17 protein-coding genes are annotated in these 20069 nt (G+C 34.9%); 10 read left to right on the top strand and 7 right to left on the bottom strand.

Going from position 1 to position 20069, the window contains the following annotated elements:
• Positions 1–24: 24 nt before the first annotated feature.
• Complete coding sequence (locus APB85_RS15485) at positions 25–915, top strand: outer membrane beta-barrel protein (protein ID WP_057482303.1); 891 nt, start codon at positions 25–27, stop codon at positions 913–915.
• A gap of 541 nt (positions 916–1456) precedes the next feature.
• Here APB85_RS15485 and APB85_RS15480 read toward each other — a convergent pair.
• The 3 genes from APB85_RS15480 to APB85_RS15470 form a co-directional block, all read right to left on the bottom strand.
• Positions 1457–2206, bottom strand: coding sequence for a hypothetical protein (locus APB85_RS15480; protein ID WP_057482302.1), 750 nt, complete (start codon positions 2204–2206; stop codon positions 1457–1459).
• 5 nt (positions 2207–2211) lie between these two features.
• Entirely contained in the window at positions 2212–2502 is a 291-nt protein-coding gene (locus tag APB85_RS15475) for a helix-turn-helix domain-containing protein (protein ID WP_057482301.1), read from the bottom strand.
• A gap of 702 nt (positions 2503–3204) precedes the next feature.
• Complete coding sequence (locus APB85_RS15470; RefSeq protein WP_057482300.1) at positions 3205–3561, bottom strand: BfmA/BtgA family mobilization protein; 357 nt, start codon at positions 3559–3561, stop codon at positions 3205–3207.
• 496 nt (positions 3562–4057) lie between these two features.
• On the opposite strand from APB85_RS15470, the gene APB85_RS15460 reads away from it, so the two are divergent.
• The gene (locus tag APB85_RS15460) at positions 4058–5149 is read left to right on the top strand and encodes a Fic family protein (protein WP_057482298.1); all 1092 of its coding nucleotides are present in this window, start codon (positions 4058–4060) and stop codon (positions 5147–5149) included.
• A 98-nt stretch (positions 5150–5247) separates the two neighbouring features.
• Here APB85_RS15460 and APB85_RS15455 read toward each other — a convergent pair whose 3' ends face one another.
• The 3 genes from APB85_RS15455 to APB85_RS15445 form a co-directional block, all read right to left on the bottom strand.
• On the bottom strand, positions 5248–6585 hold the full coding sequence (locus APB85_RS15455) for a tyrosine-type recombinase/integrase (RefSeq protein WP_057482297.1): 1338 nt from the start codon (positions 6583–6585) through the stop codon (positions 5248–5250).
• Positions 6586–6761: 176 nt separating this feature from the next.
• A complete protein-coding gene (locus APB85_RS15450; RefSeq protein WP_057482296.1) occupies positions 6762–8429 on the bottom strand; it encodes a recombinase family protein in 1668 nt (555 codons plus the stop codon).
• Between the two features lie 435 nt (positions 8430–8864).
• The gene (locus APB85_RS15445) at positions 8865–9488 is read right to left on the bottom strand and encodes a hypothetical protein (RefSeq protein ID WP_103294479.1); all 624 of its coding nucleotides are present in this window, start codon (positions 9486–9488) and stop codon (positions 8865–8867) included.
• A 574-nt stretch (positions 9489–10062) separates the two neighbouring features.
• On the opposite strand from APB85_RS15445, the gene APB85_RS15440 reads away from it, so the two are divergent.
• A complete protein-coding gene (locus APB85_RS15440; RefSeq protein WP_229792172.1) occupies positions 10063–10647 on the top strand; it encodes a type I restriction-modification system subunit M N-terminal domain-containing protein in 585 nt (194 codons plus the stop codon).
• 96 nt (positions 10648–10743) lie between these two features.
• Positions 10744–11355 carry a recombinase family protein gene (locus tag APB85_RS15435; RefSeq protein ID WP_057482294.1) on the top strand — a complete coding sequence of 204 codons (612 nt, stop codon included), beginning with the start codon at positions 10744–10746 and terminating at the stop codon, positions 11353–11355.
• On the opposite strand, the gene APB85_RS15430 is transcribed toward APB85_RS15435, so the two are convergent.
• Positions 11336–11647, bottom strand: coding sequence for a hypothetical protein (locus APB85_RS15430; protein ID WP_103294478.1), 312 nt, complete (start codon positions 11645–11647; stop codon positions 11336–11338). The genes APB85_RS15435 and APB85_RS15430 overlap by 20 nt on opposite strands.
• 474 nt (positions 11648–12121) lie before the next feature.
• Between APB85_RS15430 and APB85_RS15425 the strand changes: the two genes are divergently transcribed.
• The 6 genes from APB85_RS15425 to APB85_RS15400 all read left to right on the top strand — a co-directional run bounded on the left by APB85_RS15425 (position 12122) and on the right by APB85_RS15400 (position 20055).
• Positions 12122–12496 carry a hypothetical protein gene (locus tag APB85_RS15425; RefSeq protein WP_057482292.1) on the top strand — a complete coding sequence of 125 codons (375 nt, stop codon included), beginning with the start codon at positions 12122–12124 and terminating at the stop codon, positions 12494–12496.
• A 299-nt stretch (positions 12497–12795) separates the two neighbouring features.
• Positions 12796–13371 carry an outer membrane beta-barrel protein gene (locus tag APB85_RS15420; RefSeq protein WP_057482291.1) on the top strand — a complete coding sequence of 192 codons (576 nt, stop codon included), beginning with the start codon at positions 12796–12798 and terminating at the stop codon, positions 13369–13371.
• 12 nt (positions 13372–13383) lie between these two features.
• Entirely contained in the window at positions 13384–13785 is a 402-nt protein-coding gene (locus tag APB85_RS15415; RefSeq protein ID WP_057482290.1) for a hypothetical protein, read from the top strand.
• 242 nt (positions 13786–14027) lie between these two features.
• Positions 14028–16001: a hypothetical protein gene (locus APB85_RS15410; RefSeq protein WP_057482289.1), complete on the top strand. Its 1974-nt coding sequence runs from the start codon at positions 14028–14030 to the stop codon at positions 15999–16001.
• Between the two features lie 339 nt (positions 16002–16340).
• The gene (locus tag APB85_RS15405; RefSeq protein WP_057482288.1) at positions 16341–17093 is read left to right on the top strand and encodes a LytR/AlgR family response regulator transcription factor; all 753 of its coding nucleotides are present in this window, start codon (positions 16341–16343) and stop codon (positions 17091–17093) included.
• Positions 17071–20055 (top strand): histidine kinase, encoded by a 2985-nt coding sequence (locus tag APB85_RS15400; RefSeq protein WP_057482287.1) that lies wholly within the window; start codon positions 17071–17073, stop codon positions 20053–20055. The genes APB85_RS15405 and APB85_RS15400 overlap by 23 nt, the downstream gene beginning before the upstream one ends.
• Positions 20056–20069 lie beyond the last annotated feature (14 nt).

Raw genomic sequence — 20069 nt, 5'->3', positions numbered from 1 at the left:
TACTTTAAAAGATTAAACATATATATGAAAACTAATAATATAAAAGCAGATATTAAGAGTGCTATCTCAGGATTGGCAATAGTTCTCGCCCTAATCAGTGTACAAGGGCAGGCTTTAGCGCAATCTAAAAATGAAGTCTCATTTTATCTGCAGGGATCTTTTTCGAAGCTAAAGTATGAAGCTTTAGGGCAGGACAGCGAAATGGAAAATGGTTTTGGCTTAGGAACTAATTATGCTTATTATTTAACTGAAAATTGGAGTCTTGGCACAGGTGCCGAATTACAGTATATGGAAGGATCGATTTCTCTGCCCAATGTGCAGGGTTCTTTTATGACCCAGGATGCTGAAGCAGATGAGTTCGAATTTAGATACCGAGCTACTAATTTTGCAGAAAATCAGGAAGTGTATTTTCTTAATATTCCTCTCCAGGTTCAATATGAATCCTCTGGTACGGTGAGGTTTTATACGGCTGCCGGAGTTAAAGCAGGCTTAGTTTTGACTTCAGAATATCAAAGCTCGGCTACTTCGCTTGAAACCAGCGGCTTTTATCCTCAATATGACGTGGAACTCACCAGTCCTGAATTTGCCGGATTTGGGGAATTTGCTGCTATAAACAATGCTGAGTCTGAACTGGACCTGAAAACAAACTTTGTAGCACATGTGGAAAGCGGGGTAAAACTTATGCTAGAGAACAGTCAGTCGCTTTATATGGGGCTTTTTCTTGATTACGGACTAAATGATATTAAGCCTGATGCTTCTAGGGAAAGGCTTATTGATTACAATACTCAAAACCCGACAGATTTTGTCTTTGGCAGTTTATTATCTTCTCGGAGGGATATCAATGCATTACAGGATCAGGATGAAGTAAAAACTCTGGCTTTTGGTATAAAACTGCAATATGCATTTCAATTCTAAAATGTTTCTTGGTTAATAGGATATGCCCTTTCATTTTTGGAAGGGCATATTTATTATATGAGGGTAAATACTTCGAGGCTCGCCTCGCTATTAAATTTCATGAATTTTGAAAACGTGTTCTCCTAAAATACACCGTGGACTTGCTCCGGAGAAATTTAATTCTTTCATATATACACCTTTCCTTTATATTTTTAGTCTTTTCCTCTTTTGATCCTGAAGCAGAAACACAGCGCCTTAGTGCTTATAAAAAATAAAAACCCAACTTTAGAAAATTTATATGAAGTAGATAATATTGTTTTCAGTACTATTTTTGAATAGTAGTCAAAAAATGAATTACAAAGATTAAGGCTCTTGGTTTTAAATCTACTTGTTTCAAATATGAACAAGTAGGAAACAAGTAGTGTACAAGCTTTGCACCTCTGCTGAGCAACCTACGGTACATTTGGCCGCAAAAAATAAACAAACGCGCTATCGCGCTTAAACAAATCAAACTTTGGCCAATAAAACTTATTACTTTTAATTTTTTCCATAAACCTTTCTTTTATGTTTTCAGTTTTTGCCGTTTTTTAAAAAGAAAAAGGGGTAAAATAGTATCAATTAACTGGAATCGGTAGCCTCCTTCTATAAACACAATATTGTTCGGCTTATCATTGTAGTCTAAGCATACTTCCACGGCTTTTTTGTTAGGTATTAACGCCCCGTAATTCTTTTGAACCTCTAGCAGCTTATGCTTTAGGGCAGAGTTTTTAAGCCTGGAAGCCGTAGCCGGTGAGATTTGAAAGATATTTCCAATGCCTAACACAGAAAGGGGCGCAGGTGCTTCTCTATAATTAAAGTGAGGGGATAGAAAATGATAGGTACTGCCTTTTATCTGTACGCTTTTCTTTCTCCTTACTTTTCTCCAGAAATCTTTATGGAGATATCCATAAATAATTGCCCCTGTAATTGCCTTAATGTTTCTATAGGAATCAAAATCCACCGGAAAGGAATGTCTTGTCTCCCAACTATTCTCTTCTCTTATTCCTTCAAAAGATTTGATGATGTAATAACGTGTTCTAGAATTGTATCGCAGCCATCCCTTTTTTACCAGAAAGCCTAAATACTTTAATGTAGTTTTCCGGGAACTGATCTCCTCGGTGAGTTCAAGAAATAAGAGTTCCCCATCATCCAGTTTTGCCTTCCCGCACCTGTAGATTAGCTTCAAGGATAGAAAGAATTGCAGCTTTTTAGCATAGCCTTTTTGCTGTGCATCAATAAATAGCTGAATGGGAACTGAGATCTCCGGAGTCATCTTACTTAAGAGTTAGCATACTTCCTGTTTTTTCGGTGACGATTTATAAATGCCTGGATATCTTTGAGGCTGTAGTAGATCTTTCCTTTCACCTGGGCAAATTCAATCAGCCCCTCTTCTCGCCAGTTTTGTGCTGTTTTAGCGCTTATTTTAAATAGCTGGATAAAATCAGCATTATCCAGAAGGATGAGACAGGGATCTTTGATCTGTCTGATCCTGAATTCCCTGGTGAGCTGTTCAATCTTAGCTTCCAGGGAATGCATACTAACCATAAATGGATGGGTGCTTTCTTTCATAATTTCATTAGTTTATTATCTGTTGTTATTTTAAAAATCACCATTACTTAATTTTTTTTACCTTCTGGCAGCTTTCTTTTTCAGAAGATTGCGCTAAGGGCAAAAATCTTATGCAAGCTTAGCTTAACCAACAAGTGATCAACCAGGTAAGAAACCCAAAAACGTTTTTATTATTTATATGCTTATGTCTTCGAAGTCAAACAAAAAATGGACAATTAAGCACTTAAAAAAACTACTGTAATTCACGTCTTTAAAAATATGTAATAAATTGATTATAAAACACTTAAGTGTGATTTTTTGGTAACATTAAATTTGATAACATTTGGGATATTTTGAAAATATAAAACTTAAAAAGCTGCCTTCAAGATCACAAAATCCACCAAATGACACTAAATAAAATGATTGCTTTTTTAACATTTACTTTTTTCATCTGGAGCATTTTCCTTTTTGACGTCGAAAAGGAGCAAAAAGTAGATAGAAATGACAGTTTTTGAGTCCTTCTATTTATTTACTTCTTTCAGCGCCTTCGCATTACCTTTTGATGCTCTTGCATATTCAAGCTTTGAAATTATAGAGGAGCTATAAATAGCCCGGCGTTTTATGCGCTCCGGTTAATTTCAAAGCTTGTTCTTTTAGCAGCAAAAGGGAAGGCGGTAAGCAAGAGGTTTTAAAAGAAAAAGAACTAAAATTTTGATCGGTAAATTATTTGTAGAAGTCGGGATGGGTATCGTCTTCTTCATAATCCCTTTTCCGATTTGCGTAATTATTTTTAGGATCTGCTGCCTCCATAAGTGACATCAAAATAGCCAAAGTGGGGTTCACTTTATGCCTTTCCATATCCTTCGTAATTGCGATCACTACATTGATTCTTTTCTTGATAATATTTTCAATTCGTCTGCCGGTAGGGCCAAAATTTTCTTTGGGAGAAATCTCATTGTAAAAGAAAAAATCGAGCATTCCGGCCAATGCTTCTGAATGTGTTTTGTAATGTGTTCGAGAAAATTGCTGAAAGCGTTCGGCCGTTTTCTTTTCAAAAGTTATGTTCTTAACTGCTTTCATAATTCAGTAGTTTTTAAGGTTTACTGGTTTTTTGAACCATTTTATTGGGGTTTCAAGCCCAAAACCAGTAAATCCATAATTTTATAATATTTCTGTTATTTTCAAATAATTGGTAATCAAATAATTAACATCGAAAAGGTATGTGTAACGTGGCTCTGCCCGTTACCCTCTTGCTTTACCTTTTCCTTTACCTTTTCGTCCCACAGGGACAAAAACTTCAACTATTAAATTGAATTTAATAGCTCTTTTGATGAAGAAAAAGTGAATCCTGTTTTTTAAGATTTGAAGAGATAAACTTTGAAATGAACTAAAGGGAAAAGAAAGAATTACTGGGAATTCCGTAAAAGGAACAATGAGATCAGGTAAATTCATAACCCTTGTTAGAAGCATAATCGTTTTTCGTAAGAAGTATTTTAGTCCGTGATGAGCTATAAAGCATATTTTTTTAGCTCATTTTTTAGCTGTATATTGAGCTATAAATTAAAATTTATAGCTCATGACATGGAATTGGCAACTTAAAAATTGGCCAGATTTTGAATTCACATCGGAAGTTTTAATTCCTTATGAAAAAGCTTTTTTACAAAAGGCGGGTATGTTATATGGTAGTATGAAACATATTAGTGATGAAAGTCAAGATGAATTAAAAGTGATGTTGCTTAGTGATGAAGCTTTTCAAACGTCTAAGATAGAAGGAGAGCTTCTGGATAGAGATTCATTGCAATCCTCAATTCGAAGACATTTTGGCCTTCAGGTTAATAAAAAAAGAATATCTCCAGCAGAACACGGCATCTCCGAAATGATGATCGATTTATATAAAAATTATTCATCTTCTCTAACTCATGAACAATTATTCTCTTGGCATGAAATGCTGATGAATGGTCGCCGTGATCTACAGGATATTGGTAGTTACAGATCGCATTCTGATCCAATGCAAATAGTTTCAGGTTCAATGGGTAGACCTATAGTTCATTTTGAAGCCCCGCCTTCTTCAGGGGTAAAAATTGAAATGGATAAATATATTTCGTGGTTTAATAATATGGGCAATAAATATCCCGGCCCCTTAGTTAAGTCTGGTATCGCGCATTTGTATTTTGAAAGTATCCATCCTTTTGAAGATGGAAACGGAAGAATTGGTCGTGCGATTTCGGAGAAAGTACTGTCGCAATATCTTGAACGTCCTACTTTGATCGCTCTTTCGCATATTATCGAAAATAATAAGAAACTTTATTATAAATCCCTGCACTTAAATAGTAAGGAAACTGAAATTACCAATTGGCTCGAATATTTCTGTGAAACGATACTAGAGGCTCAGGATTATACTCAAAGAATGATTGATTTTCTAATTGGTAAAACAAAGTTTTTTCTGGAATTTGAGGAAAAGTTTAATGAACGCCAATGGAAAGTGGTGAATCGGATTTTTCGAGAAGGTATAGAAGGGTTTCAGGGAGGTTTAAGTGCGGATAACTATATAAAAATTACAGGAACAACAGCTTCGACCGCTACCAGGGATTTGAAAAAAATGGTAGATTTAGGAGCATTTAGAAAAACTGGTGATAGAAAGAGTACAAGGTATCATCTGAAAATGTAAGTTTATCTTAAATAGAATAGATAAGCAGATCAGTTAATAAATCTGTAAGCTCTTTTATTAAATAACCGTAAAAAATTGAAAATGCTTTTTTTTGAATATCAATCAAAATTGATAACACTATCTAGTGCATCATCAGCCTCTTTATGTATAAAATTCGCCTGATAGTTTAAGGTAGTTTTTAAATCACTGTGGCGATAAAGTTTTTGAAGCATCAAAGGGTGAATTTTGTCCCCAGCAATATTTCCAAAACTATGGCGGGCAATATGATTTGAAAGATTTTTCTCAATATCACATTGCTGAGCAATTCTCTTTAGGTATTTATTAAAGACATGAGTAGCATTCCTGGTCTTTATAAAAATTTTTTCAGCATCATTTCGTTTTACGTCTTTAAGAAAAGGAAAAATATAGCCGTTATTTCCAAATTGGGAGTTGCGGTATTTTTCTAAAATGGTTTTAGCCTTATCGGGAACCTTAAGACTTAAAGCTTTTTCATTTTTACTCATAACATAGTACAATCGATTATCTTTAAAATCGGACCATTTGAGTTTTACCACATCAGAAATCCGGATGCCCGCAAAATAGAATGCAATTAACCAGGCATTATGAGTGTGCCATATTAGTAAATCTTCCTGAAATTCCAGTGCTTCAATTTTTTCAACTTCACTTGCTGTTAAGCCTATTTTATTTCCAGAATTGATCCTTATTTTTTCTTTCCCGTTTGCAAAAGGATAATATTTAGATTCCACATAACCATTTTTAATAGCGATATTAAAAAGCGTTCTAATAAATATTAGTTGATTGGTGATAGACCTAGTTTTATGATTTAAGTAAACGGAACAAAAAATCTTGTATTTGGTAATGAAATTTTGATTGATATCCCGGAATTTTAGGTTCTGGTTTTTTCTAAAATAGGTAATACCATCTAAGCAGGCATAATTATTTTTTTGGCCCTTACTTATGCGTAGCTTTCTTCTTCTTGAAATTTCCTTAATGATTAATTCCTTCGGTTTGCCAGGCTTATGTATTAGAAATTCTTCAAGATTATATAAAATTGAAAGTTCTGATCGGGCTACGGAAAAAACCCCACTATCATATTTGTTTTTTACTCGCTCGGCGGCGACTTCAAAAAAGGATTTTTGACCCCCGGTTCCTTTTAATTTTTGCTTGGCTATTTTGGTTGTGATCCTTCCATCAGTTGAATTTAGAAAAAGATCATTCGCCTTTGTCAACTCCTTCATTAAAAAGTGATTAATCCTCCTATAATTTGGATGAGATCTTTTAACCTGACATTTGATTTCGTCCCAATCGTTTTCCAAAATATATTGACCAAGAAAATGATAATTGGTTGTATAATCTTTGCTAATTCTAATAGCTATAGGAGCGGTTCCGTCTTTACGCCTTTTATTTTTTCTACGAACGATTTTGATAGAAGCCATAACTATCTGTTTGTCAGATATAAATATAAGCATAAACTTTTAAAAAGGGGTACAGAATAGGTACAGAATGATTTGAATTTAGATGGTATTCTTTGATATTCTTGTTTTGTTAAAATCCTTGGAAACCATTAATTTTGCTAGGTTTTGTGATGTTTTGATATGCATATTAATGCAGCTCATAACCCGAAGGTCACTGGTTCGAGTCCAGTTCCCGCTACTGTAGAAGACAAGCCACCTTTACGGGTGGCTTTCTTACTTTTAGAACCTTTCTCATCCTTTGATATATCTGCGATTACAGAGATTAAGCTATTCATTTTTATGGTTCGATATTGTCTTGTTTCAGGGTTAATTATTAAACCTTCAGGAAACAGGGTTTTTTGAATTTTTAATTTTTGGTGTATGTCCCCTGAAGACCAATGAACACTGATATTCTGGCAAAAATCTAATGCTTTGTCAATGAAATTTACTTGGTTCGATAAATTTTTTGGGGTGTCATCCAATTTTTCTTTTATCTGGTCAATTTCCTTCTCCAATTTCTCTTTCACTTTATTGAAAGCGGTTTCGTTAACATCATCGCTTAAGAGATATTTTTCGTTAACCTTATCTAATTTATTTTGCATCTTTACAAGCTCTTTCCCAAGCATTTCAGAACAACTTCTTTTCTCCTCCTCGTGTTCCTGAGTTAAGAGTTTAATCTGAGTCTTCAGAAGTTCCTTCTCTACATCACCTAATTCGAAATTTGAAAGAAAGTCAATAAACGAATTATTTACACCAGGTTTTAGACTTCTTGGTGTCGTGTAGGCATTCATGTTGCCTCCTTTGCCATGCTGACACTGACACTTGTAATAATGTACCTGCTTTTTCTTGGCAATGTAACTGGTTATAGCGGCACCACATTGGGAGCAGTAGATAAAACCAGTCAGTGGCCTGTGCTCACTTACAGGGGCTATATCGTAGCCTGATTTTCTTTTAGCTTTGTCTAGTCTCTTTTGTACTTGGTCCCAGATGTCTTCGCTTACAAGTGCTGGCCATCGGCCTCTTACAGGTGAATCTAACATTGCATTAGTATTTACCCCCACGTAAAATGGCTTTCCCCACATTGCAGATAAATTCTGTTTTGTGATTTTGAAATGAAATTTGTCCAATAATTTATATCTAATATCTACATCAGACATACCTTCAGCTTTCCAATTCCACGCTTTCTTGAGGATTCTACCCTCTGCATTAAGCACCAATTTTTGTCCTTCAATACGGTTGCTGAAATTACTTACTCTTTCCCCATACATATCATAGCCTCTGGGGGCTCTTCCAAGCCAGTAGCCTTCTTCTAGGAACTCTTTCAAGGCAGGTAGTGTTCTTTCAAGTCTTACCATGTTTTCCCTTCTTGAATCCAACAATTTATCATATATTTCCAGACGGTCTTTCTCAAGTTCCGTTGTAAGACCAGTACTGGTTTCGATTAGGTGGACCCCTACGTTATTTACAAGTTCCTCAACCAACCCAATTGCTCCACCACCAGAACGGGAGAATCGACTTATAAATTTTATTGCAATCGCAAATGGTTTTTTTTTAGCTCTTTTTACACTATCGAGGAGCTGTGTAAATTCCCTTCTGGTCAAATCACCCTTAGCACTCTCGTAAGTCCCACCATGTTCTTTAACAATTAGATAATCATTCTCCCTGGCGTATGCTTTGATACTACTTCTTTGCCCTTCTATACTGTATTTCTTCTTCGTCTGTTCTTTGCTGCTTACTCTGGTATACATCCACAGCTCTTTATTTCTGGCGTTAAATTCCTGAACCTTTCCAGCTTTTTTAAACCTATTATATTTATTTAAGTTCATTTTTATTTTAGTTTTGATTAAACTTATTTTATAATGTCCAGAATCAATCTGGCTAAGGCGATGGTATCATCAATGATAGCTTCACCTTCTTCATCGGTTACATTCTGATACTTGGTGTATGAGCGTAACGTTTCCAAGGAGAGTCTGTTGTCCTTGTGACTCCCATCCTCATAATTTTTTGACATTTCCAAACACCCACTACTCTTGATTTTTACGTGGAGAGTTTCGGTCCTCACATTGGAGGTTATTCTTTGCTGTGGTTAATCACTGCATTTCGCTGAGTGCGAATTAAGATTCAAATGGCGCCTGAATCACTATCACAATAATATTATATTTTTTCTCCCCCGCCAAGGTTCTAGAATAAAAAAAGGCTCATAAGAGCCTGATTTTGATAATGGTAACAATATTATTACCAGTTAAAATTTTCAAATATTTTTAAAATTCTAAGTCATCCCAGTCTTCATCATTAAGACCGTCTTTACAGATGTAGAAAGTAGCAGGACGGTATTTGTCGTAGGGTTGCAAGTCCACACGGTCATAGCTAAAAAATTGTTTGATGGATTCTTTGACGTCCTTAAGTATTGCTGGGTTGGAACAATGCATTATGAAATGATTGTGATGCCCACCACGTAATTCATATTGCTCTGTATTAAAGAACATCCTAAGATTAGTTTTATGGAGAAAATGATGTTCTAAATGCCTAAACAATTCTCGAAGCTTTCTTTCACAGTGGCTTCTACTTAATTCATATTTATAACTTATGGTGCCAAATATATCCCAATCAGCTCGCCATAGTGATAACCTAAAATCGTCAGGTTCGCAATTCCTTATCTGGTCTAGGAATGATTTTAACTCTTCAATTTTTTCTTCTTTTCTGAAGCTATCTTCCAACATTGCTTCAGTTGAGAAATATTTGATGTGCGCGGTAGGAATTAATCTACGGTTACGAACTAGTTTTGTTTCCTCCTTCAAGTTAGGATATTTTTTATAAAATTTATATAAGGTAGATTTAGATGTGTCTGCTTCTTTAATAAATTCTTTTTTTAGTAAATACTTCAATAGTCATGCTTGTGTTTGTTTCGGTTATTGCTGGATACAAGAAGGATATAAAGGTTTTTATCCCCGCATCTATTGTATATATATGCAGTAATCCCAAAAAGGAAACACTTTACGACAAGTTTTTATTTTTTTTGTACTATCCACTTAATAGGACACCTACAAACAATTACTCCAATTTTTAATCTTAAATTTTGAGACCACATCATTCAGCATATATTTGGAAAGGCCAGGGAGGGGGGTGTAACAACGGATACCTCCCTAGTGTGGAATCGTTAAGAGGGAGGGGGTATTTATTTTGGGTGAAATGCAATTCTTAATTTCGAAAAAATCCATACTTCATAGGGGATTAGAGAGGATATGATGAGATGTCGCTTTTGTAGGATGGTCTGTTTCACCTGTCACTAGGTTGTCTAAACCTGAAGGATAGTACACATTAATTAGCCTAAATGCACTTGTTGGCACATTTAGATGATTATACTTAAAGCCTAGAATACTTTTGCTGGCACCTGTTGTAAATCTAATTTTCAGTTTAGTATATTTAACAAATTATTATTAAAAATCGAACCAATAATATATGGCCAAAAAAACTAAGGCTAAGAAACAGAAGAGTATGGAAGAATCTCTATGGGATTCTGCCAATAGTTTAAGAGGAACAGTAGAGTCTTCTGAATACAAACACGTGGTGCTGGGTTTAATCTTCCTAAAATTCGCCAGTGATAAATTTGAAAAACGTAAGCAGGAGTTAATAGAAGAAGGCAAAGAGAAGTTCATAGATATGACAGAATTCTATACTATGAAAAATGTGTTCTACCTGCCACCTGAAGCCCGTTGGAGTTATGTGAAAGATAGAACCAAGCAGGATGATATCGCAATTATAATCGATACCGCATTATTTACTATCGAAAAAAATAATCCTGCTCTAAAAGGTGCCTTACCCGATAACTATTTTTCACGTCTAAATATGGATGTGAGTAAGCTTAGCTCATTAATCGATACTATCAATAACATCGATACACAGAAGGATGTAGCTGAAGATATTGTTGGAAGGGTATATGAATATTTCCTGAGCAAATTTGCATTAAAAGAGGGAAAGGGTAAGGGAGAATTTTATTCGCCTAAGAGTATACCCAAAACACGATACTGCGTGGCGGAGTTTTAACAACGGTTTTACTATGACTTCGATTGTTCAATAATAACCACCCTAAAATTGTACATTATTTTTAAATAGCCTATATTTGTTGGAAATCCTTCCAACATGAAAAAAGCACGATACAACCGCATCTCATCACCCAATCAAAAACTTGAAAGGCAATTAGTACGAAACCACCCAGATGAGTTAATATATAATGATGTTGTTAGTGGTGCAGTTGCTTTTAAAGAAAGAGAAAAGGGCCAGGAATTAATGAAGGCAATTGAAGAAGGAACTATTGATTTTGTATCAGTAGCTGCTGTGGACCGCTTGGGACGGAATCTCTACGATGTGATAACCACTTTGGAGTATTTTACTGATAATGGTGTTGTGCTTAGGGTAGACAATCTGGGTATTGAATCTATGGTCAACGGAAAGCCCAACCAGGTCTTTAAATTAATTGTGTCCGTGCTGGGTAATGTTGCTGAAATGGAGCGAGAAAATCTACGTGAGAGGCAGCTTGAAGGGATAGCAATTGCTAAAGCTAATGGAAGGTATAAAGGTAGAGTTAGGGGTTCATCCATGGATGAATCCGAATTTCTTGAGAAGTATTCTCACGTTGTTAAGGAAATTCGGAACCATCAGGATTTATCGTTAAGAAAATTAGCCAAGCTCACGGATACCAGTTTAGGAACGGTCCAAAAAGTTAGCCAAATTGTTAAGTCCCAAAATATCTGATGTCAGTTACATCAATTCCATTACCGTATTTTATGAAATTAATCGTATTAAAATCACGGTCTGGGTTCTGAGGTAGGTTTAACTGGATTCTAGCTATTGATATTAACTCAACCATATCTAGTGCATCCTTTTCGGTACCCCATTCTTGATTTAATATATAAACTGGGTAGAACCATACATCGTTATTATCTCGCTCTGCTGTTGCCATTAGAAGCGTCATTGAAATTTTATCATATTGACATATTAAACCAAACTCATTCAGTTTATATATGCCTTTCTCTATTTCTAGCATAAATTTTATTTTTAGCAAAAATATTACACTTTTAGAGTTTGACCAAGGTTTTTTCTTCAATAAAAAAGATGTAAACAACTCAAATACAGGTTGGTAATAATATTATTCCATTGTTTTTTTGGTTGTGAAATTTTCTCATCTTTACGAGACTTTTCTATAATCGATACAATTATTATCTTATCAAACATGACTTCAGTAAGTTATGAATGAAAAAGTTTTATTGCCTCCTTTTAGTGAGTCCGATGCACTCAATAAAGTACAACCCAAAAATTTCTGGTACCGTTACCAATTGAGAGTCAAGAATAAGTTTATTGGGATTATGAGCTTGCTCTTAAACATATTCAGACCAAACGATTGCTACCAAACTCCATACGTTAACTAAACGAAATTTTTTTCTATAGCATAAAGTTTAGATTTGTAGGAACAACTATATTTTTAGCCAAGTCAACTTTAACTAGACCAAACCTTAATTTTATGAAAAGACTATTTAAACTATCCGTACTCGTTCTATTTTTAGTGTCAGCCTGTAGTACGGAGGATTCAAGCGACGATATAAGTTCGTCAGATTTTTTAATAGGGAAATGGGAAATTACAGCATACATGGATGAGGATAATTATGAATGGCCAGAAGAAGAAGGTTTCTACGTTTTTTCGGAGAAACGTGCCCAAGTGCAAATGTACGGTGATACCTTTGACGAGTCTGACGCAACTGAGTACGAGTACGAGTACTTACCAGATTCAAAAGAATTAGTTATGGGCGGTATTGTCTACACGGTCGAAGTAATTAGCGATAATAACATTATTATTAGAAGGAGTTGTTGCGGAGACAAGATGACTAGAATCGAATGATTGTAGATACTACAAGTCGTTATCAACCAAATCCGCTATTCTAACTATATCCTTTAGGAAAAGGTTCGATATTTCAATTTTACTCGCTAAACAGAGATAAAGCCAGCTATAATGCTGGCTTTTTTGTTTTACTATATTGCACTTCCTTCATCTCCAATTGCTGCCTAATACTCTCACTTTCCTACAGCCAATTCAGACGATTACTACTCTATTCCATACGATTACTAAATCAAAACTTTTTGTTAAAACAGTTATATAGTTTTGTGAAAAATTTAATAATCAACATTAAACAATCAAAAATGAAGAAAATTTTACTTAGCTCTATTTTATTCTTAACGACATTCGCAATTTTTGCACAGAAACAACCTGTAGAAGAAGGAACCACAGGTAATCAACAAGAAGAAATTTCTGAAGAACAGGAAGAAGAAGAAAATAGGAAAAATAGATTTGGCGTGAAAGCAGGCTACTCAAGCGTAGCAGTAGATTTAGGTGTTATAAGTTTATCAGTAGATGGGTTTTACGCTGGATTGATAGCTGAATTTTCAGCCACTGATAAAATTTTAATCCAGCCTGAAGTGCTATATTCGAGAGCAGCCGAAGCCAACATTATTCATGGTGCTGTCTTGGCTAAGTATTACGTAGTCGAGAACCTAAGCATCTTGGCTGGACCTCAAGCTACCTATTTTATTGGGGAAGAAGATGTAGAAGACAATAGTTTTGGTGTTGATGTTGCTGTGGGTGTTGGGTTTGATATAACAGATGACCTATTCGCTGACCTTAAATATGCTTATGGTTTGACAGAACGAGGGGACGAAAATGATTTTATTCCTTATAAGGTAAACACTTTCCAAATTGGTTTAGGTTATAAATTTTAATCTTCCTATTTCATGAAGTTTTCTGAATGTCTTTCAATTTTATTTTTCTTTTTAGTACTAACCAGCTGCACCAAAGAGGTAGATAAACCACCTCTAGAGTTGTATGGTAGCTGGGATGTCATTACTAAAATATATGAAAATCCTGATGGCTCAGAAGATTATACTCGTAATGAAGGCAAAGGAGGAACAATTTGGACAATAGATGAGGAGTCTATAAATTATGATACCACGTTTGGAACAAGTGGATTAGGGTTTGGTTGGGGTGAAGCATATAAGTATCATGATGGTGAAATTAACTTGTTTCTGAGCGGAAGACATAAGCTTGTTGATGTCAACAACAGAAAACTTCATCTTATAAAGGTAGATGAGGGGAATGGTAACATTCATCTTTATTTTGAACGGTATGAGGAATGAAAATTTAAAGCTTTTACATTTCCTGTTTAAGCCTCTGTGCTTAGTGCGGCTACCGCAATTAAATCCTCAAAAAATTTGTTCGATATTTCAAATTTACCCGCTACTAAGAAGCCAATTATCTAAAATTTAGATAGTTGGCTTTTTTGCTTTAAGTACTTTATCGAACCAAAATACCCATAAAAGGGTATGGCATTGAACATCGTAAATATTTATTTTTAAGAGGTCTAACTTAAAATATCATTATGTTACGTTCGCTAAAGCTGATTTTAGCTATGGTTTTATTTATTAACCTCGGCTGCTCAACGGATTCACCTGATTCTACACCATCTAATCCCACCGAAAATCCTAGTTCTTCTGAAAACCCATCGAATCCACCTTTAACAGGCACTTCAGTAAAAACTTCAGAAATTATAAATATTGAAGTAAATATAAATCTTAATTCTGATGAGTACCAGGGAACTTTCGGTAGCAGAGATGTAAACCTTGTCAAGGTTGACGAAAATCATTTAATGGTCATGGTTCCTTCAGATATGGAAGAAGGAATTTCAACTTTAAAAGTGTCAGGTTTAGATATTGAAAAGCATTACGATATTTCTCAATTGAGATTGAATAGTTCTGAATCAGTAACCTTTGAGGAGTTGCTAACTGTTGCTACGGGTGAGATAAGCGGTTTTGATGTTAGTCCAGAATCTCAATATGTCTCAGGGTATTGGTCAGAGCTCAAGAAAGCTTTTGATGATGCATCTTCCGAAGAGCAATTTCAGGCCGCAGCATTTTACCAGGCTAATAAGGAGATGATTGATGGCTTATTAAGAGATGATTATACAAGGCAATCAGAATCTGAAATGGCCTTACTGCGAAAACACGGGATTGCTGTAGCTGCATTGGGAATTGGTGTGGGGATGGCAGTTGCAGGTTTTCCAAACCCAATTATCATGGGTATAGGTGCAGCCGTTGCGATTACTGCATGGTTTAAAGCAAAGGATTATCTGGACCATCTAGCAAATTTGGCAATAAAAAAGGTGAATGTAGTTATTAATGATTTAGACTCTGACTTATCAAGGCAAGCGGTAAGTCGTCTTGAATTTACTCATGAAGTTGGAGAGACATTGAACTTTGCAATCAAACAAAGGAGCTTGAATAGCCAGGACCAAGATTCTGGTAATGAAAACATCCAAACGTTTTTCAAAGACTTAAATCTCTTTAATTCTTTTGTGACAAGACTGAATAAAGCAATAAGATATATTAATGAAAATGTGTTCTTAAGTGATAAGGATGAGGTAGATGAAGGGGAATTAGGAGAATCTCCGATAGAAACCGTTACAGCGGGTATGGAAATTTATGAGAAGATGGAATTTTCTGTAGGGAGCGATAAGGTTGAGATAGCTGAAATTTCTTTTGACGGAGGTCTTAAGCTGAAATTAAAAATTAAAGATGTCGATAACCTAAGTCAGGATTACATCGATACCGAGCTGAATTACTCATATTCTGATGATTTTAACGACTTAAGTGGTTTCTTTGAAATAAGGGTGAATAAAGAAACTGCTAATTATAAGCTTCAAATTGGGAAATATGAAGGCTACTCGAATCCTGTTGTGATACATACTTTGGAAAATGGGGACGATTTGACTTTACCAAACTATATGACCCATCTCGTAAGATTAACTTTGGATGATGTACCCGTTTTAGTTGGCAATGGTTCAGAAACAGGATGGACAGGGTCAGATGTTATAGGTTATTATCCCGAGAGTAATGAAGATATTAATATTGAAAATTACGGTATAACCGTATATGATGCTACAAACAATAAGGAGGTAACCATAAGTGTAAACCTAACCTTGAAAAATTACGGTTATAATAGATTTGTCAATAATAGCATAACTATAGATTATGGTTCCCATGGAGAAGCTGAAGGTAAACCAAAGAATATCTTCTTTTATCCTGATGGCACATATAAATACGTAAGTAATGATGGTTCCTCCAGCCATGACGGAACTTATAATTTCGTAGGGATTCATTCATCTGCTTCAAATATTCAGTGTCAGGAATATCAAACTACTGATTTCATAAATAGTGTTATTCAATTATCGGGAGGGAGTGACAGTTACTATAGGTATCGTTATCCCAAATATATAATGCTATATGAAGATGGAACTCTTCATACAAGGCAATCAGCGAACTGTCAAAATAGACCCTTCACTTGGCATTTATATTAAAGGTGAAGGTTAGCAATTTCTGCAATATCCTTTGAGAAACGATTCGATATTTCAAATTTACCCGCTACTAGCAAAGACAAGGCTTCACAGAGATGTGAAGCCTTTTTTTATTGCTGAACTTTTAGAATATCTTCTTCATTCTAATGAGCTTTAATCTCAAGGTTAATGATAAATTTCTGGAAATCTTCGATTTTTCCTAATCTAGTGACTTCGAAAAATAAATCTATATAAAGAATAATCTAAAGGATGATTATAACTGGTTAAATAACATATATAATTGTTCTTTTGTCGTCTAATACAGCTTCTAAACAACTCATAATTTAATTGTAATTTTGGTTTATGATAAAGGCAATAATTATTGATGACGAAATCAATGCGCAAAGTTTACTGGAGAAAACACTAGACAGGTATTTTCCAAATAAATTTAATATTGTTGAAAAATGTATTTCAGTAGATGAAGGTGTGCAGGCCATTAAAAAATATGAACCAGATCTCGTTTTTTTGGATATCCAAATGCCAGAAAAGAATGGTTTTGAACTTTTTAAGCATTTTGAGGTGATAAATTTTGAAGTTATTTTCACCACGGCACACGATAAATTTGGCATTAAAGCAATTAAGCGTAGCGCGCTGGATTATTTATTGAAACCAATTAGTTATTTAGATTTAGCCGAAGCCGTAAAAAAGTTTGAAAAGAAAAATGAAAAGAATTTTGCTCAAAGAAAGTTGTCTTTACTATTAGAGAATTTAAATGTAAATGACCAGAACGTAAGTAAAATTGCTTTTCCTACCCTTGAAGGGTTTGAACTTATACATACCAATCAAATTTTATATTGCAAGGCTGAAAGTAATTACTGTAGCATTAAAAAAATCGATGGTGCTACAAAAACAGCTTCAAAGACCTTAAAGTTTATTGAAGAAATACTTCCGGCCACTACTTTTAAAAGAATTCATAAAAGCTACGTCATCAATTTAAATTACGTAGTTAGATACCATAAGGCAAATAAGGAAATTGAATTAACCAACGGAGAGAAACTTCCTGTTTCGTTTCGAAAAGAAGAAGAGTTTATCAATGCCATTCTACAAAACCATTAAACTATTCTTCTTATTATTTTTATGGTTTAATTTCGCCTTCTCTCAAAATTATCCCACTAAAAATTATACTGCAGCTAGAGATTTACCAAATAACTCGGTTAGATCCATATTGGTTGACAGCAACAATAGTCTATGGATTGGTACTGAAAATGGTGTAATTAAAAAGGAAAATGACGAATTTCAATATTTCTTTGAAGAGGATGGTTTAGCTCAAAACAGCTGTTGGGCTATTGCAGAAGACAATAACGGCAAATTATGGTTTGGTAGCTACGGTGAAGGGGTTAGTATTTATGATGGCTATAAATTCAAAATCCTTTCAGAAAAGGACGGATTGGTTCATAACCAAATAACCAAACTCTTTACTTCCGGTAATTATATGTATGTGGGAACCAGTGATGGGGTTTCTCTGATAGATGTAAATACTTTCAAAGTAAATTCTTTAAAGACTCCTTCTGGGAAAGAACTTTTCAGGGTTCAGGATTTTTTTGAATATCAAAATCAAATCTACGTGGTCACTTATCGATCCGGGATCTTCAAGATTCTAAATGAGGAGGGGCAGACCGCTTTGGTGGAAGTAAATGATCATAAATACATTTATTCCACCTTCCCAGATAATGATAGTATTTACAGCAGTAATAAAGGTTTTTTTACGAAAAGTCATCTTCCCGATTACGTGAGAGAAAAGGATTCTATTCCTTTAGAAAAACGCGGAACTTCCATTATTTGGGATTATGCGAAAACCGATGATCATAAAATTTTTGCTGCGGCCTGGGGCATATACGATACTAACGGAGGAATTTATGAACTGGTAGAGGAGCGATTAATATCCAGGGCTTCCGAATTTAATATAGCCAGCCAGGAAGTAATATCCCTGGCATATGACTCGAAATTTGAAAAATTATATGCTGGAACCCGGGATGCCGGATTATTTGAAATCGCTTTAAATCCCCAGATTAAGATTCACGAACTACCGGGTAAGAATATTATTGGATTCGCGAGAACAGAAAAAACTTCCGCAGTATTATTCAACAATGGTATCGTTTTAAAAAGAGCTGGAAATGAGCAAAAGATTACGTTATCACAGCTTAAAAATTGGCAAGAACAATTTGTGAGAAATACCAACTTGCCTTTGCCTAAGCATCAAGATGATTTCTACGAATTGGATTACTCTACTAAGGCCGCAGATATCGATTTTTATGATTTAAAAGTTTCTAAAAATAACTTTTGGGTAAATACTAACATTGGAGTGTTTGCCATAAAAGAATCCGGGGAATTGAATCGGTATTTACCATTGCATTCAGAAGAGATTAATTTTACGAAAACTGGGAATCTTATAGAAACCAATCCTTACGGTGGCGTTAGAGTGTATAGCAACCTGGATCTTCTTAAGTATACCCACTTTGAAAAGGACAACTCACAAACCCCTACTATGGTGGTAGGTAGTTTGCAGAGGGGTGGTAAAACTTATTTTTTGTCTGTTTTCTCTGGTCTGTATGCCTGGGAGAATAATCGTTTTAAATCGTATCTGGAAAATGGAATCTGGGCCGAAAAAAAGTTAAAGCATATTACGGTTTTAGGAAATGATCTCGCCATTTCAAATGAGTTTGGTGACGTGTTTATCGTTAATGACGATGAATCATTCAAAATTCATAAGAAAATTCCAAGGGCGAAAATCCAGGGAAACTCTATTTCTTTTTTAAAGAATTACAAGGAAACTTTAGTTATTGGAACAGAAAAAGGGTTGACACTTTACAAAAACGGGCGATATATTTTTTTAGATAAAGAACAGGGCCTGGAGCAACCTTTATTGAGTGCCCAAGTAAATCAAAACATCCTATCTATAGGAAGCCACAATGGGTATTATAACATAGATCTTGATGCCGTAAAAGATTCAACTACGCTGGTAGATCAAATAGAACTGAAAGAAATATTTATCAATAACAATAAATTTTCTTTAGGATCATCTCCCGAAAGAGATAAGCTCAAATTGAAGTACAATGAAAATACACTATTACTTAAATTTAGCACAAACGCGCATCCATATCCGAATAAATTAAAATATCAATACCGTTTAAATGAGGGTGAACCCTGGAGCCTTTCATTTTCCAGTCCGGAAATTTTCCTTCCTTCCCTACCAACAAATAATTACGAGTTAGAGGTAAAAGTATTAGATGAAAGTACAGGTTTAAGTTATACTCAGGCCTTGCTGAATTTAACCGTGCTTCCGCCCTTTTGGAAAACCTGGTGGTTTGCCTTACTTATCATAAGTATTATAGCTACTGTAATTTATAGCTTTTATAAATTTCAAATAAGGCAGGCCAGAAAGTTTGAAGCCCAAAAAGGTTTGATCCAAAAGCGTTTTGAAGAAACCAAAATGGAAGCATTGCTGGCGCAAATGAATCCGCATTTTATCTTTAATGCGATGAATTCTATCCAATATTACATTATGGATAGCGATATAGATAAAGCAACAATATTTTTAGGAGATTTTTCAAAATTGATCAGGTTAAACCTGGATCATTGCACCAAACCCACTATTTTATTGAGTGAGGAAATTGAATATTTGCAATCCTATATTCGGGTTGAAAATACAAGGTTTAATAATCGAATTAAGGTGATATTTGAAATAGATCCTTTAATTGATCCTTATGCGGTAGAAATTCCTACTATGCTTTTACAAACTTTTGTGGAAAATGTTTTTATTCATGCTTTTCCGCCGGGTGTAATAAATCCAACCTTAAAAGTTTCTTTTAATATGCTTCCAGAAGGGGTTTTGCAATGCAAAATCGAAGATAACGGAATTGGATTTTCAGAAAATTCAACCAATAAACTTCACGAATCTAAAGGAGTTTCCCTGGTAAAAGAGCGATTAGCATTGCTGGGTTACGATGTGAAGGAAGCTGTTGAGATAACTTCTGCTAAAAACAAAGGCACTTCTGTCTCCATTAAACTTGAAGTTTAAACGATAACTTTAAA

The organism is Salegentibacter mishustinae (assembly GCF_002900095.1).
Taxonomy (GTDB): domain Bacteria; phylum Bacteroidota; class Bacteroidia; order Flavobacteriales; family Flavobacteriaceae; genus Salegentibacter; species Salegentibacter mishustinae.
This window is presented reverse-complemented; position numbering and strand designations above follow the sequence as displayed.

Bases quoted from the DNA above. Each gene is read 5' to 3' on its own strand.
- APB85_RS15485 (WP_057482303.1), top strand. From the start codon at position 25: ATGAAAACTAATAATATAAAAGCAGATATTAAGAGTGCTATCTCAGGA.
- APB85_RS15480 (WP_057482302.1), bottom strand. From the start codon at position 2,206: ATGACTCCGGAGATCTCAGTTCCCATTCAGCTATTTATTGATGCACAG.
- APB85_RS15475 (WP_057482301.1), bottom strand. From the start codon at position 2,502: ATGAAAGAAAGCACCCATCCATTTATGGTTAGTATGCATTCCCTGGAA.
- APB85_RS15470 (WP_057482300.1), bottom strand. From the start codon at position 3,561: ATGAAAGCAGTTAAGAACATAACTTTTGAAAAGAAAACGGCCGAACGC.
- APB85_RS15460 (WP_057482298.1), top strand. From the start codon at position 4,058: ATGACATGGAATTGGCAACTTAAAAATTGGCCAGATTTTGAATTCACA.
- APB85_RS15455 (WP_057482297.1), bottom strand. From the start codon at position 6,585: ATGGCTTCTATCAAAATCGTTCGTAGAAAAAATAAAAGGCGTAAAGAC.
- APB85_RS15450 (WP_057482296.1), bottom strand. From the start codon at position 8,429: ATGAACTTAAATAAATATAATAGGTTTAAAAAAGCTGGAAAGGTTCAG.
- APB85_RS15440 (WP_229792172.1), top strand. From the start codon at position 10,063: ATGGCCAAAAAAACTAAGGCTAAGAAACAGAAGAGTATGGAAGAATCT.
- APB85_RS15435 (WP_057482294.1), top strand. From the start codon at position 10,744: ATGAAAAAAGCACGATACAACCGCATCTCATCACCCAATCAAAAACTT.
- APB85_RS15430 (WP_103294478.1), bottom strand. From the start codon at position 11,647: ATGCTAGAAATAGAGAAAGGCATATATAAACTGAATGAGTTTGGTTTA.
- APB85_RS15425 (WP_057482292.1), top strand. From the start codon at position 12,122: ATGAAAAGACTATTTAAACTATCCGTACTCGTTCTATTTTTAGTGTCA.
- APB85_RS15420 (WP_057482291.1), top strand. From the start codon at position 12,796: ATGAAGAAAATTTTACTTAGCTCTATTTTATTCTTAACGACATTCGCA.
- APB85_RS15415 (WP_057482290.1), top strand. From the start codon at position 13,384: ATGAAGTTTTCTGAATGTCTTTCAATTTTATTTTTCTTTTTAGTACTA.
- APB85_RS15410 (WP_057482289.1), top strand. From the start codon at position 14,028: ATGTTACGTTCGCTAAAGCTGATTTTAGCTATGGTTTTATTTATTAAC.
- APB85_RS15405 (WP_057482288.1), top strand. From the start codon at position 16,341: ATGATAAAGGCAATAATTATTGATGACGAAATCAATGCGCAAAGTTTA.
- APB85_RS15400 (WP_057482287.1), top strand. From the start codon at position 17,071: ATGCCATTCTACAAAACCATTAAACTATTCTTCTTATTATTTTTATGG.